General features: G+C 59.8%; 27 protein-coding genes and 1 tRNA gene. 15 read left to right on the top strand and 13 right to left on the bottom strand.

The features are described from left to right. Positions 1–4: 4 nt before the first annotated feature. Genes ACQK2L_RS08195 through ACQK2L_RS08185 form a run of 3 tightly spaced genes read left to right on the top strand, consistent with a single transcriptional unit; the run spans position 5 to position 1,260 of the window. Positions 5–856: a hypothetical protein gene (locus tag ACQK2L_RS08195; RefSeq protein WP_425396455.1), complete on the top strand. Its 852-nt coding sequence runs from the start codon at positions 5–7 to the stop codon at positions 854–856. Positions 857–866: 10 nt separating this feature from the next. Then, positions 867–1,034 (top strand): hypothetical protein, encoded by a 168-nt coding sequence (locus ACQK2L_RS08190; RefSeq protein WP_425396454.1) that lies wholly within the window; start codon positions 867–869, stop codon positions 1,032–1,034. Positions 1,035–1,062: 28 nt separating this feature from the next. Then, a complete protein-coding gene (locus tag ACQK2L_RS08185; protein ID WP_425396453.1) occupies positions 1,063–1,260 on the top strand; it encodes a hypothetical protein in 198 nt (65 codons plus the stop codon). Positions 1,261–1,374: 114 nt separating this feature from the next. Here the strand turns inward: ACQK2L_RS08185 and ACQK2L_RS08180 are convergent, their stop codons facing one another. Both ACQK2L_RS08180 and ACQK2L_RS08175 read right to left on the bottom strand, forming a co-directional pair. Further along, the gene (locus ACQK2L_RS08180) at positions 1,375–1,896 is read right to left on the bottom strand and encodes a ferritin (RefSeq protein WP_425396452.1); all 522 of its coding nucleotides are present in this window, start codon (positions 1,894–1,896) and stop codon (positions 1,375–1,377) included. A 286-nt stretch (positions 1,897–2,182) separates the two neighbouring features. Beyond that, a tRNA-Leu gene (locus tag ACQK2L_RS08175) sits at positions 2,183–2,266 on the bottom strand. Positions 2,267–2,474: 208 nt separating this feature from the next. On the opposite strand from ACQK2L_RS08175, the gene ACQK2L_RS08170 reads away from it, so the two are divergent. From ACQK2L_RS08170 to lepB, 4 genes are all read left to right on the top strand, one after another. Further along, complete coding sequence (locus ACQK2L_RS08170) at positions 2,475–2,855, top strand: hypothetical protein (protein WP_425396451.1); 381 nt, start codon at positions 2,475–2,477, stop codon at positions 2,853–2,855. A 113-nt stretch (positions 2,856–2,968) separates the two neighbouring features. Beyond that, positions 2,969–3,625 (top strand): class I SAM-dependent methyltransferase, encoded by a 657-nt coding sequence (locus ACQK2L_RS08165; protein WP_425396450.1) that lies wholly within the window; start codon positions 2,969–2,971, stop codon positions 3,623–3,625. 191 nt (positions 3,626–3,816) lie between these two features. After that, positions 3,817–4,284: a DUF6717 family protein gene (locus ACQK2L_RS08160; RefSeq protein ID WP_425396449.1), complete on the top strand. Its 468-nt coding sequence runs from the start codon at positions 3,817–3,819 to the stop codon at positions 4,282–4,284. A gap of 104 nt (positions 4,285–4,388) precedes the next feature. Next, the gene (gene lepB, locus ACQK2L_RS08155; protein ID WP_425396448.1) at positions 4,389–5,420 is read left to right on the top strand and encodes a signal peptidase I; all 1,032 of its coding nucleotides are present in this window, start codon (positions 4,389–4,391) and stop codon (positions 5,418–5,420) included. Positions 5,421–5,436: 16 nt separating this feature from the next. Here the strand turns inward: lepB and ACQK2L_RS08150 are convergent, their stop codons facing one another. Then, positions 5,437–6,279, bottom strand: a complete 843-nt coding sequence (locus ACQK2L_RS08150; RefSeq protein ID WP_425396447.1) for a hypothetical protein — start codon at positions 6,277–6,279, stop codon at positions 5,437–5,439. A 196-nt stretch (positions 6,280–6,475) separates the two neighbouring features. Here ACQK2L_RS08150 and ACQK2L_RS08145 point away from each other — a divergent pair, with 196 nt between their 5' ends. The 8 genes from ACQK2L_RS08145 (at position 6,476) to dprA (ending at position 12,528) form a co-directional block, all read left to right on the top strand. After that, complete coding sequence (locus ACQK2L_RS08145; RefSeq protein WP_425396446.1) at positions 6,476–7,003, top strand: metal-dependent hydrolase; 528 nt, start codon at positions 6,476–6,478, stop codon at positions 7,001–7,003. A gap of 86 nt (positions 7,004–7,089) precedes the next feature. Further along, entirely contained in the window at positions 7,090–7,368 is a 279-nt protein-coding gene (locus tag ACQK2L_RS08140) for a hypothetical protein (RefSeq protein ID WP_425396445.1), read from the top strand. A 333-nt stretch (positions 7,369–7,701) separates the two neighbouring features. Further along, positions 7,702–7,956 carry a hypothetical protein gene (locus ACQK2L_RS08135; RefSeq protein WP_425396444.1) on the top strand — a complete coding sequence of 85 codons (255 nt, stop codon included), beginning with the start codon at positions 7,702–7,704 and terminating at the stop codon, positions 7,954–7,956. Positions 7,957–8,628: 672 nt separating this feature from the next. After that, positions 8,629–9,063 carry a peptidylprolyl isomerase gene (locus ACQK2L_RS08130; RefSeq protein ID WP_425396443.1) on the top strand — a complete coding sequence of 145 codons (435 nt, stop codon included), beginning with the start codon at positions 8,629–8,631 and terminating at the stop codon, positions 9,061–9,063. A gap of 5 nt (positions 9,064–9,068) precedes the next feature. Beyond that, positions 9,069–9,293, top strand: coding sequence for a hypothetical protein (locus ACQK2L_RS08125; protein WP_425396442.1), 225 nt, complete (start codon positions 9,069–9,071; stop codon positions 9,291–9,293). A 34-nt stretch (positions 9,294–9,327) separates the two neighbouring features. Next, on the top strand, positions 9,328–10,419 hold the full coding sequence (gene aroB / locus ACQK2L_RS08120) for a 3-dehydroquinate synthase (protein ID WP_425396441.1): 1,092 nt from the start codon (positions 9,328–9,330) through the stop codon (positions 10,417–10,419). A gap of 222 nt (positions 10,420–10,641) precedes the next feature. After that, entirely contained in the window at positions 10,642–11,298 is a 657-nt protein-coding gene (locus ACQK2L_RS08115; protein WP_425396440.1) for a response regulator transcription factor, read from the top strand. A gap of 117 nt (positions 11,299–11,415) precedes the next feature. Then, positions 11,416–12,528: a DNA-processing protein DprA gene (gene dprA / locus ACQK2L_RS08110; RefSeq protein WP_425396439.1), complete on the top strand. Its 1,113-nt coding sequence runs from the start codon at positions 11,416–11,418 to the stop codon at positions 12,526–12,528. Between the two features lie 205 nt (positions 12,529–12,733). On the opposite strand, the gene ACQK2L_RS08105 is transcribed toward dprA, so the two are convergent. The 10 genes from ACQK2L_RS08105 to nrfD all read right to left on the bottom strand — a co-directional run bounded on the left by ACQK2L_RS08105 (position 12,734) and on the right by nrfD (position 23,622). Next, on the bottom strand, positions 12,734–13,012 hold the full coding sequence (locus ACQK2L_RS08105) for a hypothetical protein (protein ID WP_425396438.1): 279 nt from the start codon (positions 13,010–13,012) through the stop codon (positions 12,734–12,736). Positions 13,013–13,203: 191 nt separating this feature from the next. Further along, positions 13,204–13,554, bottom strand: coding sequence for a cytochrome C oxidase subunit IV family protein (locus ACQK2L_RS08100; protein WP_425396437.1), 351 nt, complete (start codon positions 13,552–13,554; stop codon positions 13,204–13,206). 51 nt (positions 13,555–13,605) lie between these two features. Beyond that, on the bottom strand, positions 13,606–14,796 hold the full coding sequence (locus tag ACQK2L_RS08095; protein ID WP_425396436.1) for a cytochrome c oxidase subunit 3: 1,191 nt from the start codon (positions 14,794–14,796) through the stop codon (positions 13,606–13,608). Positions 14,797–14,911: 115 nt separating this feature from the next. Next, positions 14,912–16,648, bottom strand: coding sequence for a cytochrome c oxidase subunit I (locus ACQK2L_RS08090; protein WP_425396435.1), 1,737 nt, complete (start codon positions 16,646–16,648; stop codon positions 14,912–14,914). Next, the gene (coxB, locus tag ACQK2L_RS08085; protein WP_425396434.1) at positions 16,645–17,862 is read right to left on the bottom strand and encodes a cytochrome c oxidase subunit II; all 1,218 of its coding nucleotides are present in this window, start codon (positions 17,860–17,862) and stop codon (positions 16,645–16,647) included. Before coxB ends, ACQK2L_RS08090 begins: the two co-directional genes overlap by 4 nt. Positions 17,863–17,945: 83 nt before the next feature. Next, entirely contained in the window at positions 17,946–18,836 is an 891-nt protein-coding gene (locus ACQK2L_RS08080; protein WP_425396433.1) for an SCO family protein, read from the bottom strand. Positions 18,837–18,914: 78 nt separating this feature from the next. Next, the gene (locus tag ACQK2L_RS08075) at positions 18,915–19,244 is read right to left on the bottom strand and encodes a hypothetical protein (RefSeq protein ID WP_425396432.1); all 330 of its coding nucleotides are present in this window, start codon (positions 19,242–19,244) and stop codon (positions 18,915–18,917) included. A gap of 57 nt (positions 19,245–19,301) precedes the next feature. After that, the gene (locus ACQK2L_RS08070; protein WP_425396431.1) at positions 19,302–20,603 is read right to left on the bottom strand and encodes a quinol:cytochrome C oxidoreductase; all 1,302 of its coding nucleotides are present in this window, start codon (positions 20,601–20,603) and stop codon (positions 19,302–19,304) included. A 30-nt stretch (positions 20,604–20,633) separates the two neighbouring features. Further along, positions 20,634–22,115 carry a quinol:electron acceptor oxidoreductase subunit ActD gene (locus ACQK2L_RS08065; protein WP_425396430.1) on the bottom strand — a complete coding sequence of 494 codons (1,482 nt, stop codon included), beginning with the start codon at positions 22,113–22,115 and terminating at the stop codon, positions 20,634–20,636. Positions 22,116–22,176: 61 nt separating this feature from the next. Then, on the bottom strand, positions 22,177–23,622 hold the full coding sequence (nrfD, locus tag ACQK2L_RS08060) for an NrfD/PsrC family molybdoenzyme membrane anchor subunit (RefSeq protein WP_425396429.1): 1,446 nt from the start codon (positions 23,620–23,622) through the stop codon (positions 22,177–22,179). Positions 23,623–23,638: the final 16 nt, after the last annotated feature.

Here is a 23,638-nt window from a genome sequence, read left to right as displayed (position 1 = left end):
CGATATGAATCTCATTGGAAAAATATTCGTCGTCATCATTTTCCTGATGGGTGGTCTGTTCATGGTCCTGGCCATGGCAGTCTATTCGTCGCAGGTCAACTGGCGCGATGCCTACAAGAAGTCGCAGGAACTGTACACTCAGCGAGACACGGAGTACAAGCGACTGGTAAGTTCGACGGACCTGACCGAGGCCGAACTGAACCGTCAGATCCTGGCTGCAAACAAGGAAATCGGCGCTCTGCAATCCGAGCGGGAGCGGCTGGTAGGCGACTATGAGCTGCTGCAAAAGCAAGTCAGCGATTTGACGCAAGAGAATCGCGACGCCAAAGCGGCCGTCTCCTCCACGCAGGCCAATGCCGAACGGCTGGCCGACGAAAACAACGTGCTGCAGCGGGAAATCATCGCCGCCCAGGAAGCCTCGGACAAGGCCTTTGAACAAACCGTTCGGGCGACTTCGGAGTTGCACGACAAAGAAGTGAAGCTCGTCGTGGCCGAAGAGAATATTGAGCAACTGACCGAACGAGTGGCCGAGATGACCATCATCATGCGTCGCGAAGGCCTCGATCCGCACATGCTGGTTGGCGACACCATCCCGACCGTCCAAGGCTACATCAGCACGGTCTCCCGTCGCGGCGGCGACGAGACCATCGAGATTACCATTGGCTCCGACGATGGAATCAAGCCCGAACACACCGTAGAGATCTATCGCACCGCATCCGATCCCGGCCAGTCGAAGTGGCTGGGCCGCGCGGTGGTGCTCAGCACCGATGGCGACAAGGCCTACGCTCGGGTGCTGCCGAAACTGAAGAAGGGTCAAATCCAGAGAGGCGATCGTGTCGCAACCCGACTTAACTAGCCCCCGCCCCATGGCGTCGGGTCAGAAACCCAAAAGCAACATCTACACAGGCCTGATGGGCGTGGCCGCCATGTGCCTGGCCATCGCCTGCATCCTGCTGGTGATCGAAATCAACCGCTACGCCAGCGACTACGGCGCCACGTCCGGTTGGTTTGGCGTGGTCACGTCGGCCAAGTAAATCACTCATCGCTTTGAAGAGGTGCGACGTGTCGCAGCCAGAGACTACCGATCAACCACGTTCGATGGTGGTGCAGAAGCCCAAGAGCAACATCTACACCGCTCTGCTGGGCATCTCGCTGCTCTGCCTGATGCTCGCTTGCATGTTCCTACTGCTGGCTTGGTCGCAGTACGCCGAAGGCAGCTTGAGCCCCTTCAAGCTCTGGGAAGCGGCGAGCGGTCCCTAGACCGCTTTCAGCCTTAGCGCACCGCCTTGGCTTGCTAATTCTGAAAGCGCTCTAGTAGCGCGCAAGGCCATTCACTCGTTGGATCTGCGCTTCGCGGACAATGAGGTCGTCCGGCTACTCTCCGGCAGTTGGGTCGTCTCCTCCGGAGCGCGAACCGAGTTCGCGATCGAGGTCCAACAGCGACGCTGGATCGCCATCGACCAGGCTGAACTTGTGCACGATGTCGCGGGCGGTCTTTTCTTCTTCGACCTGCTCCTTGATGAACCACTCGAGTTCCACCAGCGCGGCAAAAGCCTTCTCCTGGAACGCCAGCTCGTACAGCCGCTCGATCTGCCCGGTAACGCCCTGCTCCTGGGCGTAGGCAATCTTGAACACCGCTGGCACCGACTCGAAATCGGCCTGAGGCTCGGAGATCGAGGCCAGGTGGACCCTGGCGCCGCGAGCGATGAGGAAGTCGTACAGCCGCATCGCGTGGGCATACTCCTCCTGGCTCTGCATCCGCATCCAATGGGCACAGCCGGTGAACTGCTGATGCTCGCAATACGCACTCATCGCCATGTAGCTGTAAGAAGCGAACAGTTCGTTGTTGATCTGCTCGTTAATGGCGTCGGTCATGACCTGCGAGAGACTGGACATCGGATTTCCTTCAGTACGAGACGTGTTCGCAGCGGAGCATTTCCGCGCAAGTAAGAACGCGCGACGCTGCTGCTGTGAAGGATAACCGATCGAGACCAGAGCGAAAAAGGCCCCAAGCACTTGGGGAAGCGACAACGCGGACCGCGCGGCAGTCCAGCTAGCGGATGGACTCTGAAAGCGAATCCCCCTTCGCCAAACGAATCTTTCCCGGGTGGTTGCGTGTCAAAGTCGCCTGCTGTGGGCGTTCAACGCAACCAACCGGGAAAGTTCGTTTGGCCAGAAATAGTGGGCCCGACTGGAGTCGAACCAGCACGCCCTTGCGGGCACATGCCCCTCAAGCATGCGCGTCTGCCTATTCCGCCACGGGCCCAATTTTTCGGTCATTTCGACCGAACCTAAAGTCTAACCACCCGGCCACGGGGGTCAACCGCCCGGGCGTCCTGAAGGACCCGTGTCCGCTGGCCTCGGTTCACCCGCTGCGGGCCAATATTAGCAAGTCTGCGGAACTCCGGCGGGGAGCGTTGCGTCTACCTCCTAGCCCCGTTCTTAGGTTGCCCGTCCTGCCGGAGAATTTGCCGATGCCCACCAGCCGCTCGCTTGGCATGCTGATTTTGGTGCTGCCAATGCTCTCTTGCGGGCATGTGGGGCAGCGACTGCTGACGGTGGTGATCGAAGTCGACGGCGCCGCGGTGTTCGAGGGGCACACCGCGGTACCCGACTACACTCCGGTCGAAGAGATGTGGCCCGCGCTGAAGGACGCCCAGTTCGAACTCGCTAGCGGCGCCGCGGAGCCCACCCTGCCACTGTCCGGCGAGGTCGTGGTCCGCATCCAGCACAAATCCACCGTGCTCGCCACCGCCAAGCTCGAACGGTTGTCGCTCAGCAAAGATGTCAGCGGTTCGGCCTGGTCACTCTCGGCCAGCGCGGTCGATCGGATTGAGCAGGCCAGCGGGCAGTGATGCATTGCTGCGCAACATTCTGTGGTATGCTAGGTCCGTCCACCGAATCTTGGCGGATTGACGAGATGCGAGTGAATCCGCGAGACGCATTCACATTAGCCACAGCTCAACAGATGCAACGTAAACTCGAACCCGAACTGATGGACACGCCCGAGGAGGCGGTGGACTACGATCGGATGGATCACTCGGAAGTGAACCGGGTGTTCGTCGACGATCTACTGGCCGCTTGGGGTGCGATTGAGTCGCACGTGACGGTTGTCGACCTCGGCACGGGGACCGCGCAGATTCCGATGGAACTCTGCGGGCGCAATGCGCGGATCCATGTCCAAGCGGTCGACGCGGCGGAGCACATGCTCGAGGTCGCGCGGCGGAACGTGGCCGCAGCGGTGCTGGAAGAACAGATCGAGCTGGTACTAGCCGATGCTAAGCTGCCCGCGGTCGGCGAGTACGACATCGTGATGAGCAACAGCCTGGCGCACCACCTGCCCGAGCCGGCCGTGATGTTCGACCGCCTCGTCGAACTGGCGCGTCCCGGCGGATTGATCTTCGTCCGCGACCTGTTGCGCCCGGTGGACGAAGCCGAGTGGCGACATCTTGTCGAGACCTACGCCGGCAAAGAAAAACCCCACGCCCGACAGATGTTCGCCGACTCCCTGCGCGCGGCGCTCACGGTCGACGAAGTCCGAGCGATCGTAGCCGCTCACTCGTACGATCCGCAAACCGTCGCCGCGACAAGCGATCGCCATTGGACCTGGTGCGCCAGGAAGTAGGCAAATCCTGTAGCTGAATTCGCAAGAATTCGGGGTGCATTGGCTTGGCATTTGAATTCTTGCGAATTCAGCTACATATGCGCGTGCGAATAAACTCTTGGTGTTTCCACGAACTACTCTGTGGAACTCTTCTGCGGCCTATCTCGTCAAACGCTCAGTGTCTCTCAACTTGTTTCGTGCCGAGGTCTTCGATGAAGTCCAAGTTCAGCGTGCGCCGCACGGCGTTGTTGCTGCTTTTGATGCTGGCGGTGGCGGTCCCCGCTTTATGGGCGGCTGGATGGTTGCCACTGCCGCAGCACCGCGTTCCTCAGAACACGCTGCTGGTGATCACTCCCTACCGCGCGCATGGAACCTGGGTGTTCGACGACCCGCGCGTCGGGTTGGTGCAGGAGCCGTTCGTCGCCGGCGTTCCGGAAATGATTGACGTGCTGGTGGCCGATATTCCCGATGCCGACCAGGGTTTCCGTATGACATTCTCTGCCGAGGAGTTTCCCGGCTACGACAAACGCCTTACCTGGAACCGCAGCGAGTCCTCCGGCAACTGGTACACGCTCGACGACCCGCCGATGGAGGGCTGGATCTGCCCCGCCTTGTTCAAGTATTACGACGAGCCGCCACAGGAACTCTACATTCGGGCGGATCCGTTACCGGCGGAGTGAGTATGAGGACCGGCGCACGTGGTTTCGCCTGATTTCGCCACCGGCGAGGAGCCGCTATAAAGGGCGTCAGTACGCCTGCCCTTTCGACTCGCCATTGGTCTTCGATGCTGACTTCTGTTCTGTTGGTTCTGGTAATCGTCGCATTCATCGCGATTGGCCTAATCGCTTGGGCCTTGCTGTTGGGCCTGGGCCTGCGATGGGCCAAGGCTCGCGAATGGACCTGGCGACGTGCTGCAGCCACGACCGTGGTGGTGAACGTAGCTTCAACCGCTTACATGCTTCTCGCTTTGCGGCTCATCGACCAACCAACGGAGCACAAACTCGCAGCCGCAACATTGTTTCTTGTGGGCTACTTCGTATTCACCGTGGGCATCGTCTCCTGGAGTTTTCGCCTGTCGGTCTTGCGTGCGTTTCAGGCGTGGTTGCCGACATTGCTGTCCGGCTTGGCGGGAGTGGCGCTTTCCTTTCTGTTGGTTCGCCCGCTGCTGTTCGAGCCGTATGTGATTCCAACCAATAGCATGGCTCCAACCTTGCTTGGTTGGCATGGGCGTGACACCTGTGCGACATGCGGCGGAACTTGCTACTTCACCCCGCCGCCTGGTCATGTTCGCCACGTCCCCCCATTACCCATGATCTGCGACCAGTTCCACGTTACCCACAAGCAGCCGAGTTCGTCGGAGACCTTCATCCCTACGCGTATCGCGGTGGCCAAGTTCTTGCGACCCAAACGATGGGACTTGATCGTATTCGACTTGCCATCAAATCCACAGGATGTCTATGTAAAACGCGTCGTTGGCTTGCCGGGAGAGACGGTCGTCATCGAGAACGGCCGTGTACTGATCAATGGCAAGGAAGTCGAAATGCCGGAGGAACTCGAAGGCCTTGAGTACCTGACCGAGATGCTAACGGATGGGCCTTATCCCCGCCCTATCCGCGCTGGTTCTGCCGAGCACCCCGCCCAACTGGCCGACGACGAGTACTTCGTGCTGGGCGACTTCAGCATCAACGCCTACGACGCTCGACTATGGGAACAGGGCGCCGAGGGCCATCCACCGTACGCCGTGCCGCACTCGCATGTGCGCGGCGTTGTGTCGCACATCGTCTGGCCGCCAGAGCGTTTGCGGGTGTTGCGCTGACGCAGCCCGGTTGCGTTTACTTCGCGCCGTGGTCTTCCAGCAGGCCTTTGAAATTGGTCCAGAAGGCCGTCTGCTCTTCGTACTGCTCTCTCGATATCCACGGCCTCACAAAGTCCAGATGATCGAGCCAGTCCTGGGCCGCCTGCACGTAGGAGTAGCCCGGCTCGGCGCGCGGATTGCGCCACTCGGGATCGCCGGGTTCGTAGTGGTGCGAGTAAGCGCCGTTTTCGTCGACCACCATGTTGCTCAGCATAGTAGGGGCGACCATGCGAAACTCGGCCATCATCCGTTCACCAAAAGTCATGCCGGCCGTGGCTTCTTCCCACGCTTGCACCACCTCCAATGGTGTGTTGCTGTCCGGGAACCGCAGTCCATTGGCCGCGCCCGACTGGGTGATGCCGTCGTGGTTCAGGTCGACCTGCGCCGCAGGTGGCAGCAACAGGTTCAGCGCGCCCTCTTCGGTGAGCGATCCGACATCAATCGGATCGGCCAGTTGTTGGACATTCTGTACGACCTCGAGCTGCTCGCCGCTGAGGGATTGCAGGAAGTCCTTCGGCGCTGCGTAACCGCCCGACTGATGGGCTTGGAGCAACAGTTGGCCGTACTCCTGCCGCAGTTGCTCTGGAGCTTCGGCCTGGGAGTACCGCGCGGCGCGCTCCGTAGCGAACCACTGGTTCCAGGCGCCGACAACGTTCTCGCTGAGCGGCTGGTCGCCTTCGACTTCCTGAGCCGATGCGTAACCCGCTCGTCCTACCGCTTCGAGCACATCGCTGAACACCGCCTGGACGCGGTGGTGATGCGAATGAGAACCCGCCGGCGCGAGCAGCGAACCCGCTGCTGTGGATGAGTCGACCTGCATCTTTCCCCCGCTGCGTGATCGAACTATAGAACCTCATCGACTATATCGGCACCGACCACGGGGCACCATGAGCGAACGGCATAAAGACGCCGCGCGCGTGATAGCAGTTTTATCCACTCTGAGCCGAACCACCACCATGCTGCCGCCGTAGAACCCAGCATCGCCCGCCTCGCCACGCTGACCCCGCCCCCCGCGCATGACTCCCGTTGGCCACACGCTCACCGGCCTGACAATCGCCGTTTTAGCGACTCCGCGGGAGTGGTCGCTGCACAGTCGGGTCTCGACGATGGCCGCCATCGTGCTGCTGGCCAACGCTCCCGACTTTCCGTTCCCCGGTTGGGGGCACGACCGGTACCACATCAGCCACAGCATCATCGTCACCACGGTGGGAGTGCTGGTTGTCGGGCTCGTGGTGCGACTGCTCGTGGGAGCGAGAACCTTGCCACTGAGGCTGTATGTGGCCGGCGGGCTCGCCTGGTACAGCCACCTGCTGCTCGACACGATGTACAACCACGACAAGGGGCTGGCGATGTACTGGCCGCTGAGTCCCGGAAGGCTGTCGCTGGCGGTGCCCTGGTTCTCGGTCATGGACCGTCACCACCTGTGGAGCACCCACAATCTGCAAGTGTGGGCCATCGAGGCGGCCGTCTATGGGACCGTTTTCGCCGCCGTCTGCTATGGCAGGTATCTGACCCGGCCAAAGAAAACACCGGTCGCTTTGTAACAGTTCTCTATCTGGGCGTATGAGAGGGTGAAGCAGGCAAGAACGACCTGCGAGACCCTTAACCCTCTCTGGCATGGAGACAAGCGATGAATACTCTACGTAACTCGAAGGCTTTGGCAGTTTTTGGCATGTTGGCAGTGGCCCTGGCGGTCACCCTGGTTTCGGCCCCGTCGGCCGACGCTGGTTGCCACAGATACGGTTACCGCTACACCACGTACCACGCCCCGATCGTGAAGCACTACGTGGCCCCAGTGAAGGTCGTGAAGGTCGTCACCCCGACCTACATCGCCCCACCTTGCTACACGCCAACGTACTATGCCCCCACTTACGTTGCTCCCACCTTTAACTATGGTTACGGCTGGTAAGCCCCCGCTCAAAACCGACACGAAAAAGCCGACCTCCGCCTCCGGGCTGGGTCGGCTTTTTTCGTGCGCGCAGTGCCCGGTGGTAACTCCTCGCCGAGTTCGTAGCTGGATTCGCAAGAATTCAGACGAACTACCAGTTGCCGCGTCATTGCCGAGCCAGGCCGAATTTTTGCGAATCCGGCTACTTTGGCGACAGCGAGTTGAGCTACAAGGAATCGCCTCAGAAAAAACTCTGGGGAAGCTGTAACAGTTCTCCGGGCCGGCGTATGAGAAGGTGAAGCAGGCAACAGTGACCTGCATAACACTTAAACCTCTCTAGCATGGAGAAAAGCGATGAAGTCTCTACGTAACTCGAAGGTCTTGGCTGTGTTTGGTGTGTTGGCAGTGGCCCTGGCGGTCACCCTGGTGGCGGCCCCGTCGGCCGAAGCTGGTTGTGGTTATGGTTTCGGCTATGCCACCTACCACGCCCCGATCCACACGCACTACGTTGCTCCGGTTTACCCCACTTACGTGGCTCCCACGTACCACGCTCCGCTGTACACGCCGAGCTGCTACGGGTTCGGCTACGGTGGTCACTACCCTTGGTAGTTGCCTGAACTGACAACGGCCAATCGTCGAGTTTGGCCACAGAAAAAAACGAGGCCCTTGCCGCACACCGAGAGGCGGCAAGGGCCTTACCTTTGTCCAGCCGGAGCGCCCGGGGGCTGGCACTCGAACTCTCTCTCGTGTGGTGAACTCAACCCCAAAGGGCAGTGTTTCGTTCGGCGGCACGGAGGCTTTAATTCCCACCGCTCGGACTGTCGTACGATGTACACCGGGCACGAAAAAGCGCGTTTGCGCCAGCCGGGGGCAGCCAAGCCTACTTCGCTTGGCCTTCACTCCTTGTGTCTAGGAAGAAACGGGTTTCTAGCAGAAATCGAAGCGCTGCAGTCGTGCCTGAGAATTCAGGCAGAGGCAGTGCCTCGCAAATGCCCGTAAGGCGGATCATCCATCTTGATGGCCTCCTCGTTTTGTCGAGTAAAGAAGCATCAATTACCGCTACTAGTGAAGTATATCAAACCCACATTCGAAGGTCAAAACAATCCGGAGAAAAATCGCATGCCAATCGTCGCGGGTTCTCCAACCCTTGCGACAAAACACACTTGCGGCGATGCTGGTGAACTAGTCGTTCGTTGACAACCCACTCCTAAAAAGTCGAGCTGTCACAGCGTCCATCTGGAACGCTTCACCATACCTGCATCTCTAGCCCCTCAGGCATCCATGAAAGTTGCAACCATTAAAACCAATCGCGGCGACATCCGACTGGAGTTGTTCGCCAACGAAGTGCCTAAGACTGTGGCCAACTTCGAAAAACTGGCCAGCGAGGGCTTTTACGATGGGATCAAGTTCCATCGTGTGATCGACGACTTCATGATTCAGACCGGCTGCCCTCAAGGCACCGGTACCGGAGGTCCTGGCTATACATTCGAGGACGAGTTTCACCCCGACCTCAAGCACTCGGGACCTGGTGTGTTGAGCATGGCCAACGCGGGGCCCAACACCAACGGTAGCCAGTTCTTTATCACCCACGTCGCCACCGATTGGCTCGACGGCAAGCACTCCGTGTTCGGTCGGGTGATCGACGACACGCAAAGCGTGGTCGACAGCATCAAGCAGGGTGACGTGATGGAGAAGGTCACCGTTACCGAGGAGTGACCGCGATGCCCGACAAGTTCGATCCCTACCGCGAACGTCTGGTAATGGAGACCGACACCCAGTGGGACGAAGCATGCGCAACGCTCGACGACACGGCGCGCGAGCGGGTGTCGCTCGCGGTGCATGAGGATCCCGCGGCGGCCGCGAACCTCGAGTACATTCGCACCCACACCGGATTCTGCCGCCGCATTACCGTGACGCCCGACGACTTGAAACGTCTCGGCGTGTGATTCTGTGTCACTTGCCACTCGCTACCAATATCCTATGCCCACTCGCACCCTTCGCGTCGACCTGAAAGAACGTGGCTACGACATCACCATCGGCAGCGGTACGCTCGCTCAGTGCCCACAGTTCCTCAGCGAGCGCTGCGGCACGTCGCATGTGGTGCTGATTACCGATTCGGTGGTCGACGAGCTGTACGCCGACGCGGTGGGCGACCTCTTCGTCGACGCGGGGCTTGAGGTCGAGCTGCTGGTGATCGAAGCGGGCGAAGAGAGCAAGAACGCGGAGACGTTGATCGATCTCTGGCAGACCATGCTGGCCGAAGGGGCCGATCGCGGCAGCGTGGTAGCCGCCGTGGGTGGTGGCGTGGTAGGCGACATTGCGGGTTTCGTCGCGGCCACGTTTGCTCGCGGAGTTCCCTTCTTTCAGATTCCGACCACACTGCTGGCGCAGGTCGATAGCTCGGTGGGCGGCAAGGTGGGCATCAACCTGCCGGAGGCGAAGAACATCGTTGGCGCATTCTGGCAGCCGCTGGGCGTGTTGATCGATGTCGACGTGCTGAGCACATTGCCGGCCAACGAGTTTGCCGCAGGGATGGCCGAAGTGGTGAAGTACGGCGTGATCATGGACCTGCCGTTCTTCGAGTACCTTGAGTCGCACGTCGAAGCAATCAACGCCCGCGATAGCGAGGCGCTGCAGTATGTGGTCGAGCGATGCTGCCGACTGAAGGCCGACGTGGTGGAGGAAGACGAGCGCGAAGAGTCGGGCCGACGAGCGATTCTCAACTACGGGCATACGTTTGCCCACGCGTTTGAGGCCGCCACGGAGTACGGCCAACTGCTGCACGGCGAAGCGGTGGCCATGGGCATGGTTTGTGCCTCGCGCCTGGCTGAGCGGATTGGCATGATCGATGCGAAGAGCACCGAGCGGCAGGTAAAGCTGCTGGAGGCCTTGTCGCTACCGACCCAACCGCTAGAGTTCGACAGCGAAGAAATCTACCGACTGATGTGGCACGACAAGAAGGTTGCCGAAGGCAAGCTCCGGTTTGTGTTGCCCAACCGATTAGGGGAAGTTATTTTGACTTCCGACGTGAAATCGGGCGACGTAATCGCGGTGTTAAACGGCCAGGATTAGCGCCGTAAGTCATGTCGGTGCGTAAGGTTGGGCGCATTCTATGGGGACTCTGTGAGTTTCCACATTTCTTTCGGCGTGCAAAAAAACGAACGAATTCTGCGCTTGAGAGTAGTCACGTGTTCCCGCATAGACTATAAAAACAATCGTCAGGGGGCGTTTGTCGGTACGTGCTTAGCACTGCCGGCTGCACAAAACGCCAACCAATTATGAGAGACCAGAAAGGTGAACTACATTCCTCGTCAGGCGGCAATCGTCGCTTCAAATCCCTCTGAAGCCGATTTTGCTGAATCCACCATTTCCTCCTTCGGTTTTGAGGTCTCACGTCACACCTCAACCTCTTCTCTAGCTCAACACATTCAGGATCTGTCGACCACCGGTCAGACGACGGGTACGCCAGACATCGCCATTCTTGCAGGGTCAGGTCCCGACCTGTCTCAGTCGAGTGTGGATGCGCTGGCCCACATGTTGCCGGTGGTGGTCACCACTTCTTCCACCACGGTGGAACATGCGGTCGACCTCATGAAGCACGGCGCCAAAGACGTCGTCGTGCTGCCCTGTAGCCGCGAAGAGTTCAGGGACCGCGTCAGCCAGACTCTAAAACAGTCTGGCGCCGAGGCGGCGTGCAGAGCCGTGCAGACCGAAATGCAGGCCCGTATGGACCTGTTGACTCCCGCTGAAAACGACGTGGTCGAGGCCATGCTCGACGGGCTGGCTAACAAGCAGATTGCCCAACGGCTTGGTATCGGACTGCGGACCGTCGAGCTTCGTCGCTCGAAGATCATGCGGAAGATGCAGGCCAAGAGCGTCGCCGAGTTGGTGAAGTTCATTTGCCAGTCTGGCCGGCTAGCGCCCAAGCCCGAAACCTGCAGCGTCGAGTAGCGCAGTCGTTAGGGAACTCGTCAGGTGCGGTCTTTACGTCGTTTTGCTGGTATTCCACAGATCACGGGACTAGGATAACACGCGTTATCCCTGGTCCCGTGATTCGTTGGGTGCTCCATGTCCGATTGGCCCGCTGAGCTTTTGGCCGATGTGCGGCTTAGCTTGGTCAAGGACATTGGCCCGCGATTGTCGCAGAATTTGCGGGCGGCGTTGGGTTCTTCTCAGGCGGTGTTCGAGGCCACGCGCGAGCAGTTGCTTGCGGTGGATGGCATTGGCCCAAAGCTCGTGGGGCGGATTGCCGCTGCGCCCACGCTCGAGGACGTCGAGGCCGAGCTCCGTTTGGCAAAACGCAGCGGCATTCAGCTTGTCACGCGTTCGGGCGAGCATTATCCGGCGTCGCTCGCCGAGATCGACGATCCTCCGCAAGTGCTCTACCTGCGGGGCAGTCTTCTCCCCGACGATGCGATGGCCGTGGCGATGGTCGGCACCCGCCACGCAACTCAATACGGTTTGGAACAGGCCGCGCTCCTGGCGGCCGGGCTCGCCCGTGCTGGAGTGACCGTGGTGAGCGGGCTGGCGCGGGGAATCGACACCGCAGTCCATCGTGGTGCGCTCGAGGCTGGCGGCCGAACTCTCGCGGTGATTGCGGGCGGCCTGCTCGAGATCACTCCGTCCGAGAATCTCAAGCTGGCCGACGAAGTCGCCGAGCATGGCTGCCTGGTGAGCGAAGCCCCGCCTCGCCGGCCGCCGGTCGCTGGCTCGTTTCCGCAACGCAACCGGCTGATCAGCGGGCTGTCGCTTGGCGTGGTGGTGGTCGAGGCCGACGACCGCTCCGGAGCCCTAATCACCGCCCGCCACGCCGGCGAGCAAGGCCGCGACGTTTTCGCCGTGCCAGGTTCGCTCGCCAGTCGTCAGTCGCGCGGCTGCCACAAGCTGATTCAGGACGGAGCAAAGCTCGTCATGAGCGTCGACGACATCCTCGGCGAACTGAGCCACCCCGCCGCACCGATTCCCCAGCCCGACGGAGGCGAACTGCGCCACGCTGCCGAGTTGGCGCTCAACGACGTGGAACGCCAAGTGCTGTCGGCCATCGACACTGCGAACACGCAAATCGACGACGTAGTCGTCCAGTCGGGCCTGCCGGTGCACCGTGTGCTCTCGACGATCAGTGTGCTGGAGATGCGAAAACTCATCCGCCGGGTGAGTGGTACGCAAGTGGTAAGAATCTAAGCTGACACTCCTCGTCGATTGGTAGCCGGATTCGCAAGAATTCGGCCTGGCTCGTCAATGACGCGGCAACTGGTAGTTCGTCTGAATTCTTGCGAATCCAGCTACGGAGGCGAGTATGGCGAGGGGCATCTCTACTGCGCGCACGAAAAAAGCCGACCTGCCCGGAGGCGGAGGTCGGCTTTTTCGTACCGGTTTTGAGCGTGGCTTACCAGCCGTAACCATAGTTAAAGGTGGGAGCAACGTAAGTGGGGGCGTAGTACGTTGGAGTGTAGCAAGGTGGGGCGATGTAGGTCGGGGTGACGACCTTCACGACCTTCACGGGGGCCACGTAGTGCTTCACGATCGGGGCGTGGTACGTGGTGTAGCGGTAACCGTATCCGTGGCAACCAGCGTCGGCCGACGGGGCCGAGACCAGGGTGACCGCCAGGGCCACTGCCAACATGCCAAAAACTGCCAATGCCTTCGAGTTACGTAGAGTATTCATCGCTTGTCTCCATGCCAGAGAGGGTTAAGGGTCTCGCAGGTCGTTCTTGCCTGCTTCACCCTCTCATACGCCCAGATGGAGAACTGTTACAGCTTGCCCAGAGATTTCTATGCGTATCTGGTTTCGCAAGAATTCAGATTACACGCTACGCCTCTGAATTCTTGCGAATCCAGCTACAAACCCAGGGACGCCTACGGACTGTCGGCGTTAAACGGATTCTGGATCCGGTAGTCATCGACCTGCGGCTTGTACTCCGCCCGGTCCATGAGCGTGATGCCCAGGAAGAGCGCCACGAACAGCACGGATAGCACCAGGATGATGCCGTTGAGCGGCTTGTCGTGGGCCAGTTGCATGAAGAACAGCGCCACGAGGATGGCCTTGGCGGCGGCGATCAGCAGCGTCAGCGTCACTTCGTAGCGGCCGAAGTCGACGTAGTCCTGCGTGGCCTGGAACACGGTGAGCACCGTGAGCCCCACCAGGCAGAAGAACGTGCCAAAAAGCACCGGCATCGGAGTGACGTAATGCGAATGGTTATCGGACATCGTTGGCTGTCAGCGGTCGACCCTCATGAGCGGAGTCGAGCTGATCGCTCCTTATTGGATCAAATACAACAGCGGGAACAGGAAAATCCAAATCAAGTCGACCAAGTGCCAATAAAGGCCGGTGTACTCGACGGGGCCGTAGTAGTGGGGCTCGAAGTGGCCGCGGGCGGCGCGGCTGACGATCCACACAAACACACCGATGCCCGCCAGGATATGGATGGCGTGCACGCCGGTCATGGCGTAGTAAATGCTGAAGAAGATACCGGGGAACTTAGGTCCTTCCGCCGCGTAGAGGAGCGTGCTCTCGCCGAGCACAAAGTCGCCGGTGTTCTCTACCTGCTCGACTTCCGCAGGCGACGGGACCTCCTCGAGGGCCTCCTCGGCGGTCTCCGGATTGTGGCGGGCGTCGACGCGGTCGTCGCCCTGGAGTTCTTCGACGACCTCCTCACCCTCGACGATCTCTTCGGTGTCAGGTGCAGTTTCGTCGTGGGCTGCTGCTTCGTCGTGGGCGCCTGCCTCATCGTGATGCCCTTCTTCGCCGTGCGCCCCTTCTTCACCGTGATCATGGTGCGCCGCGCCGGACTCATGATGATCGAGCTCTTCCAGATGCATTGTGTAGGCGTTACCCGCCAGGCAGCCGGCTCCGGCCCCCAGCACGGTGGCGGCCAACGCAAAGAAGGCCCAGCGGCGACCTACGGAACTGGCGCCCAGCACGAAGCCCAATACGCCGATCAACACCGCAATGCCCAACATTACCAAGCCGGCGGTCTGGAGCATGGCATGCGTATCCGTCAGGTCGGGGTGCGATCCTTTGACGTAGGTGTAATTGCCTCGCCAGAACAAGCCTTCCTTGAACTTGATGGAGTACTCCACGGTCTTCACGCCCATGAAGATTCCGGCACACGCCAGGGTCACGATCAGGTTCGCTAGCAAGCCCTTCTGGTTATTGAGCTGCACGCAACGCACGCTCCAGGCCACGGTGAGGCTGGAAAGCAGCAGCACCACGGTGTTAGCTGCGCCGAGCGAAGGCTTGAGAAACTCCGCGGCAAACTCAAACACCTCGGGGTTCGAAGCGCGAAATGCAGCGTAAGCGCAGAACATACCGCTGAAGAACAACACTTCGGTCGACAGGAACAACCACATACCGAGCTTGCCAGCTTGAAACTGCTGCTCGCCGGTTTCGAAGTGATGGGCCTGGAACCGGTGATGACCGTGATCGTCGGCGTGTGCAGAAGCAGACATGGGCTGTGGAACGTCGTGTGGCTGTTTAAGCGGATGTGTGAAATGACCAATATCGAAAATCCAATGACCTAGGCCAAACTGTTGTGGTCATTGGTCATTCGTGATCGGACATTGCTTAACTGACGGGTTCTTGTTCGTGCGTCGGAGCGGGGCTGGCCGCCGGTTTGGGCTTGTAGCCCTCCAGATCGGCATCCCACTCCAGGTTGGTATAGATGTACGGGTCGCCCACGCTTGGCGTCTCGTGGAAATTGTGGGCAATCGGCGGCGACGTGCAGGTCCACTCCAGCGTGGCCCCGCCCCACGGGTTCCGCGGAGCGCGACGCCCGGTGAACAACGCGGCGATCAGCGTTCCAGCGGCGATGAACAGGCCGGCGCCCAGGATCATGGCCCCGGTGGTCGACACGCGGTGCAACGCGGTGAACTGGCTGAGCATGGCTTCGCTGACTTCGAAGCCCTCGTGTCCCTCGTACGAAGCGTAACGCCGGGGCATGCCGAGCGAGCCAAGTAGGAACTGCGGGAAGAACGTCATGTTGAAGCCTACGAACACCAACAGGGCCGAGATTCGCCCCCAGGTTTCGTTGTACATCTTGCCGAACATCTTGGGCCACCAGTGGAACAATCCAGCGATGAACGCGATCAGCGAGCCGCCCATCATCACGTAGTGGAAGTGGGCTACCACGAAGTAGGTGTCGTGCAGGGCGATGTCGGTGGCCAACGCACCGAGATGCAAACCGGTCAGACCGCCGATGGTAAACAGGAACAGGAAGCTCAGCACGTAGCACATGCTGGTGGTGAGGTACAAGTTGCCCTTGTACATGGTCGCCAGCCAGTTAAACACTTTGATACCGGAGGGAATCGCCACGGCGAACGTCAAGCCGCTAAAGATCACCGCTACCAGCTTCGACTCGCTGCTGACAAACATATGGTGGCCCCAGACCAAAAAGCCAATCATGGCAATCGCCAAGCTCGACAGCGCGATGAACTTGTAGCCGAAGATGTGCTTGCGGCAGTACACCGGCAGCAACTCGCTGATCACACCCATCGCCGGCAGAATCATGATGTACACCGCCGGGTGCGAGTAGAACCAGAAGAAGTGCTGGAACAGCACCGGGTCGCCGTTGTACTTGGGATCGAAGATGCCGATGTGCAGTGTGGCTTCAGCGGCCAAGAGCAGCACGGTAATGCCCAACACCGGGGTGGCCAACAACTGAATGATACCCGTGGCGTAGATCGACCACAGGAACAACGGCATGCGGAACCAGGTCATTCCTGGCGGCCGCATCGTGTTTACCGTGACCACGAAGTTTAGGCCGGTGAAGATCGAACTGAAACCAAGAATGAATACGCCCATCGTGGCGCAGATTACCGGCGCGGTGCTCGTTTCGACACTATACGGGGTGTAAAACGTCCAGCCGGTATCGAGACCTGTGATGAGCATCGCACCCAAAAAGAAGATGGCCCCAATCACCCACAGATAGAAACTGGCCAGGTTCATCCGTGGGAAAGCCACGTCCTTCGCGCCCAGCATGATGGGCAGGAAGAAGTTACCCAACGACGCAGGGACGCTAGGGATGATGAACAGGAACACCATAATGGCGCCGTGTAGCGTGAACAGCTCGTTGTACTTTTGGGCATTGAACAACGCACCAGAGGGCTCCCACAATTGCATTCGCACCAACAGCGCGAAGATGCCGCCCAGCAGGAGCGACACGCAAATGCCCACCAGGTACATGACGCCGATACGCTTATGGTCGAGCGTAAAGGCCCAAGATGCGAAGCCACTGCTGGCGTTCAGGTAGTTCGGTTCGGCCGAGTCGCTACCCTGCTCGAGTTGTGCAGGCGTGGCAATCATTCTTCTTCTCCTGCTTTCGGAGCCTCTGGCTCCTCATCGGTTGTCTCTGAACTCTCGCTTGCTTCTTCTGCCGGCTTATTCTCAGCAGCTTGGTCTTCGGCAGGTTGATCGTCAGCGGGTTCGGCTTCCGTTGCATCGTCTTCGGCCGCTCCTTCCTCGGTGGTGCCCGCCTCTTCGGCCGCTTTGTTCTTTGCTTCCTCGGCAGCCGCTTCGGCCTCTTCCTTGGTGGGACCGTCGTAGGCATCCGACAAGTACTGGATATAAGCGATGATCGCGTCGACTTCCTCCCGGCTGACAAGCGATTCGGGATAGGCGGTCATGTTGACGCCTGTGTAGCCAGCAACGACTTTTGCTTGCGGCTTGCGGATCGACTCGAGAATGTAATCGTGGTCGACGACCACCTTCGAGCCGTCGGTGAGGACCTCTTCCTTGCCCCACAAGTCCTTCCAACTTGGCCCGCCGCCGACGACGGCCGAGCCATCGATCGTGTGGCATGTCTTGCAACCCTTGCGAGACCAAAGTTCTTCACCCCATTCCGGGGGCCAAAAAGGCGGCGTGCCGAGTGTATCCAGCATTTTCTTGAACTCCGCTTCGGTCTCATGCACGACCGCAAAAGTGTTCATGTTCGAGTGATCCAGCCCGCAATACTCTGCACAGAACACGTCGTACTGCCCTGGCTTGTTGGCTTCGAACCACTGGTACGTGTAGCGACCGGGGACGCAGTCCTGCTTGGTGCGGAATGCGGGGATGTACAAGCTGTGAATCACGTCGGCCGACTGCTGCACCAATCGCACCGGCTGGTTGGGCGGTAGGTGCAAGACTTCGCTTTCGACCCCGTTCGGGTAGCGGAACAGGAACTTCCACTTCGACGCGAGGACCTGGATGTCGTAGGAGTTGGCCGGCGGCGTTCGCATTTCCATGAAGCCGCTGAAGCCCAGGAAGAAGATCAGCGCCACCAGTAGAATGGGAATCACCGACCAGATGATTTCCAGCGAGTTGTTGTGCGACGGCGACGGTTGCTCTTCGTGGCCAGGTCGGGCGCGATACTTCACGATGAACGTGATCATCACGCCGACGATCAACACGAAGAAGGCGATGCAGATCCAGGTGATGATGCCGAATATATGGTCGACGTTCTGGGCCGTGGTGGTGGCGGAATCGCCAAACCAGAAGCCCGCGAGCGGCAGTTGTAACGGTGACTGACTGACTGACATCGGTAATCTCGGAGGTTGGAGCACTAATCTTCGCTAGGCGAGGCTGGACTCAAACAGTTCAGCGTCGGAGGGATTAGTGGGGACTAGCGTTCCAGTTCGGGGTTGGGATCGGTTTCTGTGGGTTGGGAATCTGCGGGAACAAGTTGCTGGCGGTGGCGGCGCATCAGCCAGTACGGCATCAGCGCGAGGCCGAGGATCACCACGGTAACCGCGCCACCGAGTTTCATGATCCCCACGGCTTGCGGAGCGTATTGGCCCTTGGTGTGGTCGTACACGAAGCAGGTGAGCCACACGCGGTCCAGCGCCGAGCCAACCTTGCCCTCGCCCGCCTCGACCAGGCTCATGCGGATCGTCTGCGGATCGTTGCCCAGCCCGTCGAGGTAACGCGAAACCACTCCATCAGGCGTCACTACGATCAGCGCCGCTGCGTGAGCGTACTCGCCAGTGTCGGGCACGTACTTGTAGCGAAAGCCGACCGCGTCGGCGAGCGCCTCGATGTTCTTGCTGTCGCCGACCAGGAAGTTCCAGCCATCGGCCGTACCAGGGCGTCCGTACTGCTCGGCGTATCGCTTGTACGTCTGTTTGGCGCGCTCAGGTCGTTCGGTGGGATCGATGCTGACACTCACGATCTCGAATTGGTCGCCAGCGTTCCACTTCATCTCTTCGTCGCTCAGGGCGCGGACCAGGTCGTTGAGCTGCTGCCCGCAAAGCATCGGGCAGTTGGAGTAATTCAGCGTGAGCAGCACGGGCCGCTCGCCGTTGAACAACTTGCCCAAGGTGAGCGGCAATCCGTGGCGATCGCGGAACTTCAGGTCGAGCGGAATCTGCGTGCCAACCTTCTCCTCGACGCCGACGCCGATCATCTCCTCGGGGCCATCGGTGATGATTTTCGCCTCGCAGCGCGCCGTGACTGACGACACCAGCGCCAGCACCAACAGGGGGCGAATCAGTCGAGTTGAATGAAGGCGGAACATGAGAAAAACTCCAGCTACCTTGGCGTTATCGAACTCCAAGAAATTGTAGGCATCGGTCGGCAACCCGACGAACGACGACTACGGTTGGGTGTACTCCTTAACGGTAATCTCCATGGCTTTTTCAATCGGTACTTGTACAACCTTGCCCTGGTCGTCGGCCCAATCCCATTTGTCGCGTGCATCGAGTTGCTGGCTGATGGTGCTCTCGGAGGCGGCAAACTTGACGTCGAAGTCCTTGGTAACCCGCTGCTCGGCCGCCACGGTGTTGTACACCGCATGCAACCCCGCAATCGAGGCCACTGTAATCAGCACGCACACCAGGCCCCAGATGACGATCGCCCGGTTGTCGACGTCGTCGCCGTACTTGGTATCGACTGGGGCCGCGGCGTCGGAAGTTGGCTCGGACATGGTGTTGAGGGGATCAGGATTTGGGTGTCAGGGGTCAGGGAAGCTAAACTTCCCTCATCAGTGATTTTGGAACGACAGCGATGCGGCCAAACGGGGGTCGCGAACCGGGACCAGCCAGTTGCCGGCGGCAATGTACAACAGCACGCCGACGTACATGCAACCAACTCCCAGCATCACACCTCCGTAGGTGACGATGGTCGGCAGGTCGTATCGCCATTCGTTTAGTTGCTTCTCAGGGGCGATGATGTAGTACAGGTCGAACCAGTGCATGATCAGCATGTACACGCCCCAGAACGTGAGCGCGGGCTTGCTGCGACGCACGTGCCGCGACAGCAGTCCCAGGAACGGAATGATCAAGTGGAACAGGAACAACAGTCCCGTCGCCCAACCAATGCCGGTCATGGTGGGATCGATGTGCCGCACTGCATACCACTGCACTTCTTCGGGAATCGACGCGTACCAAATCAGCAGGAACTGGCTGAACGCGATGTAGCCCCAGAAGAACACAAAACCGAACAGCAGCTTACCAATATCATGACGGTGTTCGGTGGTAATGGTATGCGTCAAAATGTCGCGGGCTTGCAGCCGCGAGATCAGCACTGCCAGTAAAGCGAAGAAGGCGACCGCACAGCCAGCGAAGTAGTACACGCCGAAGATAGTGCTGAACCACGTGGGGTTGAGCGTCATCATCCAGTCCATCGAGGCGAAGTTGATGGTCATGGCGAACACAAACATCGACCAACCACTGTGCCACAAGAGCGGCGCCACGACGTCGTTATCGCTCGCCCGATCCTGGGCCACCGAACGACGGTAGAACATCCGCGCGAGGCCGAACCAGACGACGAAGTAAAACACCTGCCGGCCAATGAAGAACGGCGGGTTCAGCCAGATTTGCTTCGGCTCTTGTAGGTTCTTCAGCGCTAGCGGTCCACTATCGCCGGCCCAAGGGTAGAGGTCGCCGCTGCCAGCCAGGATCGAGAACACCCAGATCACCGCGAACAGCAGACCGCAGAATCCGATGCCCATGGCGATGATCTCCGCCAAACGGCGAAGCACCACGCCCCAACGAGCGGCCGCCAGGTACTGGACAATCACGAAGAACAACGCACCCAGCGAGATGCTGCTGACGTAGCAACAGGCGATCAGATAGGCGTGCCAGAACCGCGGCATCGCCTCCGACTTTTTGAGGGCCTCGGTGGTCTCGGAGTTTGCGAGGCTCCAACTCCAAAGGAACAGCGCACCCACCACCAGGAGGCCGACTAGCGCCAGCTTGCCAAACGACGTTTTCAAATCGGGACTGGCCCGCCGCCGCTCGGTGGTGTCGTTAATCCAGGTATCGAGTGAAGTCGTGTGTGCCATGTTGACGCAAAGGGCGTGTGTTGAACGCGTTTAGTTGTTCTTGAGTGACTCGAGTTCTTGTTCGGTCAGATCGCCCGGCGAGGCGGTGCGGGTTTTTTGCAGGGCTTTGACGTACAGCACGATCGCCCAGCGATCCTTCACCGGAATCTGCGCCTTGTAGCCAGCCATCCGGCCCCGCTTGATGCCGCCGTTCTCGAGGAAACCAGCCGCGTTGCCGTTGGCAATCGTGTCGTACAGCCGGCCCACCGGGTAGTTGGGCAACTCACCCTGGTGCAGCGACGTAGGGGGACTCCACGTGACCAGCTGGTCGAGTTCCACCGCTCGCTCGTGCACCAGTCCATCGCCATCACCGGCCATGCCGTGGCATACCGCGCAGTAGATCTTGTACCGCTCTTGTCCACGCTTCATGGTGTCCATGTTCACCGGAATCTCTTTGGGAAACTCGGTCACCCAGTCGGGCTGCGGAGGTGCTTCGGCGGCTGCGGCTGGTGCCGCATCACTCGGAGTTTCTTCCGCACCTGCAGCGGCCGCGTCGTCCTCGGAGGCCGCCTCATCGGTATCGTCTGGCGATGCTTCGCCGGCCTCTTCCTCGCTCCCCTCCTCTTGCAGGCGGAACGAGGTTTCGAAAGTCTCTTCGCCCTTGGGGATGTAACCCAGATACAGCGCGGGATTGTCACGCAAGCTGCCACGGGCCACGGTGCCTTCAACAGGCACACGCATTGAACGCCCGTCGGCGAAGATGCCCGTTTCGATGGTTGTCTGGGCCTTGTACTTGGGCTGGTAGTCCATGTCCCACCAGATCGACAGTCGTGGCGTCTGGCTCGTGGTGTCGCGACTCATGGCGATCAGTCCCAACGGCACCAGCGCCGCCACGGCCAGCACACCGCCCACCAACAGGAATACACCCGGCAGCGGCTCGTTTGGCTGATCGTACAGTGGCTCGACGTGCTGAGCGCCGATCGACTGGAACGCGCCGGTGATCGTCTCGGTGGCGAACTGCGGATCGTCGGCTTCGACCAACAAGAAGAACTTGTTGTCGGTCGCCTTGAGGAATCGCTCGTTGCGGAACAGCGGATTGGAAAACTTCGGCAACTTGTTGAACGCGATCATGCCCAAGAAGGCGGTAAACGCGCTGAACAGGATGATCAACTCGAACGTCACCGGAATGTTGGCCGGCAAACTCCAGGCCGGCTTGCCGCTGATGTTGTAGTCGTAGCCACTGAACGGAATGGGCGCTTCGAACGCGTTCATGTACCACTGCATCAACACGGCCACCAGGCAGCCGGTGAGGCCCGCGCCGAGCACCACCCACGGCAGGATTGGCTTGGGAGCGGCCAGTGCGTCGTCGATGCCGTGAATCGGGAACGGCGAGAAGGCTTCGACCCGCCGGTAGCCCTTCTCGCGAATGGCTCGCGCGCCGTCGATCAGTTCGTCCGGACCGTCGAACTCGGCAAGCACACCAATCACTTGGGGCTCGTACGGCTTCGGTTCGGGTTTGGGTTCGTGTGACATGTTTATCTGAACTTCGTGATTACTTGCTTCGCAACCAACTAGTGTTTTCGCAGTACCAGGACTAGTGGTAGTCGCCCTCGACCAGGTCGGGGTGATGGGACTTCTCGTGAGCCAACACGCCCTTCACTTCGGCGATGGCCACGATCGGCAAGAACCGCAGGAATAGCAGGAACAGCGTGAAGAACAAGCCGAAGCTGCCAATCAACATGCCGAAGTCGACCCACGTGGGGCTGAACCCATTCCAACTGCTCGGCAATTGCGGACGCTCGAGCGTGGTGACCACGATCACGTAACGTTCGAACCACATACCGATGTTCACGAAGATCGACACGATGAACATGATCCACGGTGTGGTCCGCGCCTTCTTCCACCAGAAGATCTGTGGAATGAACGCGTTGCACGTAAACATGATCCAGTAGGCCGGCCATTGCAGACCGAACATGCGGTTCCAGAACGCGGCCTGCTCCAGCGGCACCGCACCGTACCAGGCGAGGAAAAACTCGGTGGTGTACGCCAGGCCGACCATCGTGCCGGTGGCCAGCAGAATCTTGCAGATGTTTTCCAGGTGCTGCATGGTTACCACGTGCTCGAGCCGGTACCACTTGCGGCACGGCACAATGAGCGTGATGACCATCGCAAAACCACTGAACACCGCACCCGCCACGAAGTACGGCGGGAAGATCGTGGTGTGCCAACCGGGTAGTTGGCTCACGGCAAAGTCGAAACTAACGATCGTATGCACCGAGAGCACCAGCGGGGCGGCCAGGGCGGAGAGCAGCACGTAGGCCTTTTCGTACACCCGCCACTGTGAAGCGCTGCCGGTCCAGCCCAGGCAAGCGATGCCGTAAGCGATCTGGCGGATCTTGCCCTTCGCCCGATCGCGAAGCGTGGCGAGGTCGGGGATCATGCCCATGTACCAGAACACCAGCGACACCGAAGCGTAGGTGCCCACCGCGAACACGTCCCACAACAGCGGGCTGCGGAACTGCGGCCACATGTACAAGTGCGTCGTCGGCAGCGGGAACAGGAAGTAAGCGAACCACACACGGCCGATGTGAATGCCAGGGAACGTGCCGGCGCAGACGACCGCGAAGATGGTCATCGCCTCGGCAAAGCGGTTGATACTAGTTCGCCAGTCCTGGCGGAAGATAAACAGAATGGCGGAAATCAGCGTACCCGCGTGACCAATACCAACCCAGAACACGAAGTTCACGATTGGGAAGGCCCAGAAGATGGGGCTCGTGTTTCCCCACACGCCGACACCGGTGAAGATCAGATAGCCGATCAACGCCGCCAGCAGTCCTGCCAGTGCGGCGCTGATGGCAAAGGCAAACAGCCAACCGGCTGGGGTCTTTTGGACCTCCAGTTCGTTGATGGCGCAGATCGAGTCGGAGATCGACTCGTAGGTCTGATCTTTCTCCACCAGCGGAGGATTCACCCACCGCGGATCGCGCTGGTCGGCAACCGGTACCGGTCCGCCGTTCACTACTAAATCACCCGATGCCATGTGATTTTTATTGTTG

The organism is Aeoliella sp. (assembly GCF_965227375.1).
In the GTDB taxonomy this organism is placed as follows: Bacteria; Planctomycetota; Planctomycetia; order Pirellulales; family Lacipirellulaceae; genus Aeoliella.
This window is presented reverse-complemented; position numbering and strand designations above follow the sequence as displayed.